This window comes from Actinomycetota bacterium (assembly GCA_040905475.1).
In the GTDB taxonomy this organism is placed as follows: domain Bacteria; phylum Actinomycetota; class AC-67; order AC-67; family AC-67; genus DATFGK01.
Window position 1 is genome coordinate 1 of sequence record JBBDRM010000107.1, and the last position, 4,019, is coordinate 4,019.

6 protein-coding genes are annotated in these 4,019 nt (G+C 64.5%); all 6 read left to right on the plus strand.

Annotated elements, in window-relative coordinates; genetic code table 11:
* Positions 1–142 precede the first annotated feature (142 nt).
* Complete coding sequence (locus tag WEB06_12685) at positions 143–580, plus strand: hypothetical protein (GenBank protein MEX2556470.1); 438 nt, start codon at positions 143–145, stop codon at positions 578–580.
* Between the two features lie 88 nt (positions 581–668).
* On the plus strand, positions 669–911 hold the full coding sequence (locus tag WEB06_12690) for a sulfurtransferase TusA family protein (protein MEX2556471.1): 243 nt from the start codon (positions 669–671) through the stop codon (positions 909–911).
* Positions 912–917: 6 nt separating this feature from the next.
* Entirely contained in the window at positions 918–1,295 is a 378-nt protein-coding gene (locus WEB06_12695) for a DsrE family protein (GenBank protein ID MEX2556472.1), read from the plus strand.
* Positions 1,296–1,308: 13 nt separating this feature from the next.
* The gene (locus WEB06_12700; GenBank protein ID MEX2556473.1) at positions 1,309–2,022 is read left to right on the plus strand and encodes a 4Fe-4S dicluster domain-containing protein; all 714 of its coding nucleotides are present in this window, start codon (positions 1,309–1,311) and stop codon (positions 2,020–2,022) included.
* Positions 2,023–2,037: 15 nt separating this feature from the next.
* Entirely contained in the window at positions 2,038–3,231 is a 1,194-nt protein-coding gene (locus tag WEB06_12705; protein ID MEX2556474.1) for a heterodisulfide reductase-related iron-sulfur binding cluster, read from the plus strand.
* On the plus strand, positions 3,224–4,019 hold a 796-nt coding region (locus WEB06_12710; protein MEX2556475.1), incomplete at its 3' end, for an FAD-dependent oxidoreductase. The genes WEB06_12705 and WEB06_12710, both read left to right, overlap by 8 nt.

Here is a 4,019-nt window from a genome sequence, read left to right on the forward strand (position 1 = left end):
TTGCTCGGCGCCCGAGTCTCTCGAGCGATGCGGCCGGCCGTCCTCCGCATCGCCTTCGTCTCGTTGATGATCGCTTCTTCCGCCTACCTGCTGGCGAAGAGCGTGTGACCCGTGCGGCGGGCCCGATCGGAGGGCCTCTCCGATGACGATCGCCGACCTCCGATGCGACGCCTGCGGACGGTACCTCACTGGTCCGGCGGGGTCGTCCGAGGAAGCCGCCGGCGGCGGGAGCGGCGAGGTCGTTCGGATCATGTTCCACCCCGGCGACGGGCTCCTCAAGGACGACTCCACGCTGTTCTGCCGCACGTGCTGGTCCGCCATCGAGGAGGGGCTCGGCGTTCCAGACCGCATGGACGTGTGCGCCCGGTGCTCTGTGCCGGTGGCCTCGACCGACAGTCTCCACGTGTCGCTGATCGTCGGTGGCCCCGGTCCCTGGCCGACCTGGCAGCTCTGCCGCGTCCATGCCGTGGAATACCTCAACCGGCTCCGGACGACCGACCCCAAGCTCACGGACGAAACTTTGTCGCTGCGAAGCGACTTCGGACTGGGCGAGAGGCGCCTCGGGCGGCCGCTCCCTTGACCACGAACATTCGAATATGGTGATATAGATCGAGTAGCGGCGTCGCGTTTCCGGCGGGAGCAGCCGGGTCACGGGGGTGAGACGGACGATGAGCGCCCAAGTTCAAGCAGACAAGGTTCTGGACGTCAAGGGACTGCTCTGCCCCTTGCCGGTGATCAAGCTGTCCAAGGCGATCAAAGAGATCGAGGTCGGTCAGGTCGTGCAGATGCTTGCCACCGACCCGGGGGCCCAGCCCGACATGGATGCCTGGGCGAAGAACACGGGTCATGAGCTGATCGATTCCGACGTCGACAGCGACGTCTTCCGCTTCTGGGTCCGCCGGACGAAGTAGGCAGTTGTGGACGACGACGCCAAGCGGATCCTCTACGTGATGACGCACGGGACCGACACGCCCGAGCGCTCGGCCACACCGTTCTTCCTATCCGCCGCCGGGGCGGCCTGCGAGCACGAGGTCTCGATCTACTTCACCATGAACGGCCCGCAGCTCCTGCGCAAGGGCGTTGCAGAGAAGATGGGCCCCAAGGGCGACCGGGGACAGCCGCTGCGCTTCTTCATCGATCAGGCACTCGACATCGGCGTGAACCTCTACGTCTGCCAGTCGAGCCTGGACCTTCACGACATGACCATGGAAGACGTGATCGATGGCGTGAAGATGATCGGCGGGGCAGCGTTCAACGACATGGCCGTTGAGGCCGACGCTGTCATCTCATTCTGAGCGAAGGGCAACGATGCCGGTCGAGACGTCCGCCCTCTACAAGGTCCAGAAGGGAAGATACGACGACGTCTCCCTCGAGGAGAAGGAGCGCCTGTTCGCCGAGGTCAAGGCCGACATGCGCTACGAGGACTACCTCTACGGCTGCTACGAGTGCGGGATCTGCGTCGCCGCCTGTCCGTCGGCTCGCTTCTACGACTTCTCTCCGCGACGGGTCGCGCAGGCGCTGGCGCGGGAGGACGTCGAGCAAGTTTACGAGCAGATGAACGACGACATCTGGGAGTGCTCTCAATGCTTCTCGTGCTTGCGCTGTCCCCGAGGCAACAACCCGGGGGGCCTGATCACCATCATGCGCGAGGTCGCGATCAACAACAGCTTGGGCACCGCGAAGGAAGCGCTGGAGGGATACACGCGCATCATCTACAAGATCATGGGGACCGGCACGCAGGTGTCGCCGGACATGCTTCAGCCCGAGGCGTTCCCGGATTGGGGCCCGGAGGTCGTGACCGTTTCGAAGAACCTTGACCTGTGGCGGCGCATGCTTCCGCCGGAGACGATGCACACCACCTCGACCGGGTGGGATGTTGCGGACAAGACCATCACGGAGCTCTACCTGATCTGGCACGCGACGGGAGTGCTCGACATGATCCGGCAGGTGGACTCGAACCTCCACATGATCCTCGAGGAGATGATGGAGGACAAGCTCGAAGAAGCGGGTTACGACACGTAGGGACGGTGAGCGCTCGTGGGATTCATACCGGTTGAAGAGATCACCAAGAAGAAGGCGCAGTTCGTTCGCGATCCGGACGCCAAGCTGCCGGAGAACATCCGCGAGCATGTTCTGCAACTCGAGGCCGAAGGGGAGTGGGTCGTCCATCGGATCCCTGAGGACCACGTCGAGGTCCCGACGAAGTACGGGATCCCCAAGAAGGTGCCGGTCCAACCGACCTGGCACCACAAGTCGTGTGGTCAGTGCGGTCACATCCCCGGCTACTCGACGTCGATCTTCTGGGTCCACCGCAAGCTCGGACTGACGTATGAAGACCCGCGTGACCAGACCTCGTGCACGGCGTGGAACTACTACGCGTCGGCCACCTCGAACGCAGCCGCGCAGGCCGCCGTTGCGGTGCGCAACTTCGCCGCCGCGTACGAGTCGGGCAACTTCCCGATCATCCACTGCGGCACCTCGTACGGGCACTACAAGGAGGTGCGCGAGGAGCTGATGCTCCATCCGGAGCTCCGCGCCGAGGTGCGCGCGATCATGGCGAAGCTCGGCAAGCCGCTGGTGATGCCCGAGGAGATCGTCCACTACAGCGAGTGGTTCTGGGCGATGCGGAACGAGATCGCGAAGCACCAGGTCCGCGATTTCTCGAACATATCGGCCACCGTTCACCCGGCGTGCCACTACTACAAGCTCGTCGAGCAGGACGCGATCTACGACCCCGAGCTTTACGGCGGCCAGCGAACGGCGGTCGTGTCCGGGCTGGCCATCGCGCTCGGCGCCGAAGTGAGGGACTACTCGACCTTCTTCGACTGCTGCGGTTTCGGGTTCCGCCACATCCTGGTGCAGCGGGACTTCACCCGCTCGTTCGCGACGCTGCGGAAGATCCAGGTGATGAAGGATGAGGCCGATCCCGACGTGACGCTCACGCACGACACCGGCTGCGTCACGACGCTGGACAAGAGCCAGTTCGCCGCCAAGGCGCACGGCATCACCGCCAGCATCCCGGTGATGAGCGACGCGCAATTCGCGGCGCTCGCCATGGGAGCCCACCCGTACAAGGTATGCCAGCTCCACTGGCACAACGCCGACTACCGGCCACTGCTCGAGAAGATGGGCATCGACTGGCGACAGGCTTGGGCCGAGTTCGAGAAGGACGTGAAGCGGCTGGAGGACGGCGAGATCGAGTACCTGTCGTGGGAGGACGTCGATGCCTAGTGATGCCGTTCTCGTCATCGGCGGCGGTCCCGGAGGGCTCGAGGCAGCCCGCGGGATAATCGAGCTCGGAACGCGTTGCATCCTGGTCGAGGCGCACGACCGATTGGGCGGCATGCCGATCATCGAGAACTACGCCGCCCTGACGCCGCATTTCGAGCCGGCCGAGACAGCGATGCAAACGATGATCGACCGGATCGCCTCGAGTCCGCTGCTCGACCTCCGCCTGCGGACGATGGTGACCGCTCAAGAGGGCTCGCCCGGCGATTTCCGCGTCACACTCACGGATCCGAGCGGGGCCACCGACGTCGTGGAGTGCGGCGCCGTGGTGATCGCGACCGGATTCCAGCACTTCGACCCGGGCCGCGAGACGCAGATGTACGGGTACTACGAGTTCCCAGACGTGATCGCGCTCCAAGACCTCGAGGCGATGCTGAAGGAGCACAACGTCGTGCGGCCTTCGAACGGCGAGCGGCCGACCCGCCTGTGCTTCATCCAGTGCGTCGGCTCGCGCGACCGCCGTCTGGGGAACGAGTACTGCTCGAAGGTCTGCTGCGGCGTCGCCTCGAAGGAGGCGATCGAGGTCCGCCAGCAGCTCCCCGACTGCCGCGTCTACATCTTCTACATCGACATGCGGATGTACGGGTATTGGGAGAACCAGATCTACTGGCCCGCCCAGGAGCAATACAAGGTCCAGTACATCAAGGGGATCGTCACCGAGATCCTCCGCAAGGGCGACAAGCTCCTCGTGCGCGGGGAAGACACCACGATGGGCCGGCCGATGGAGGTGC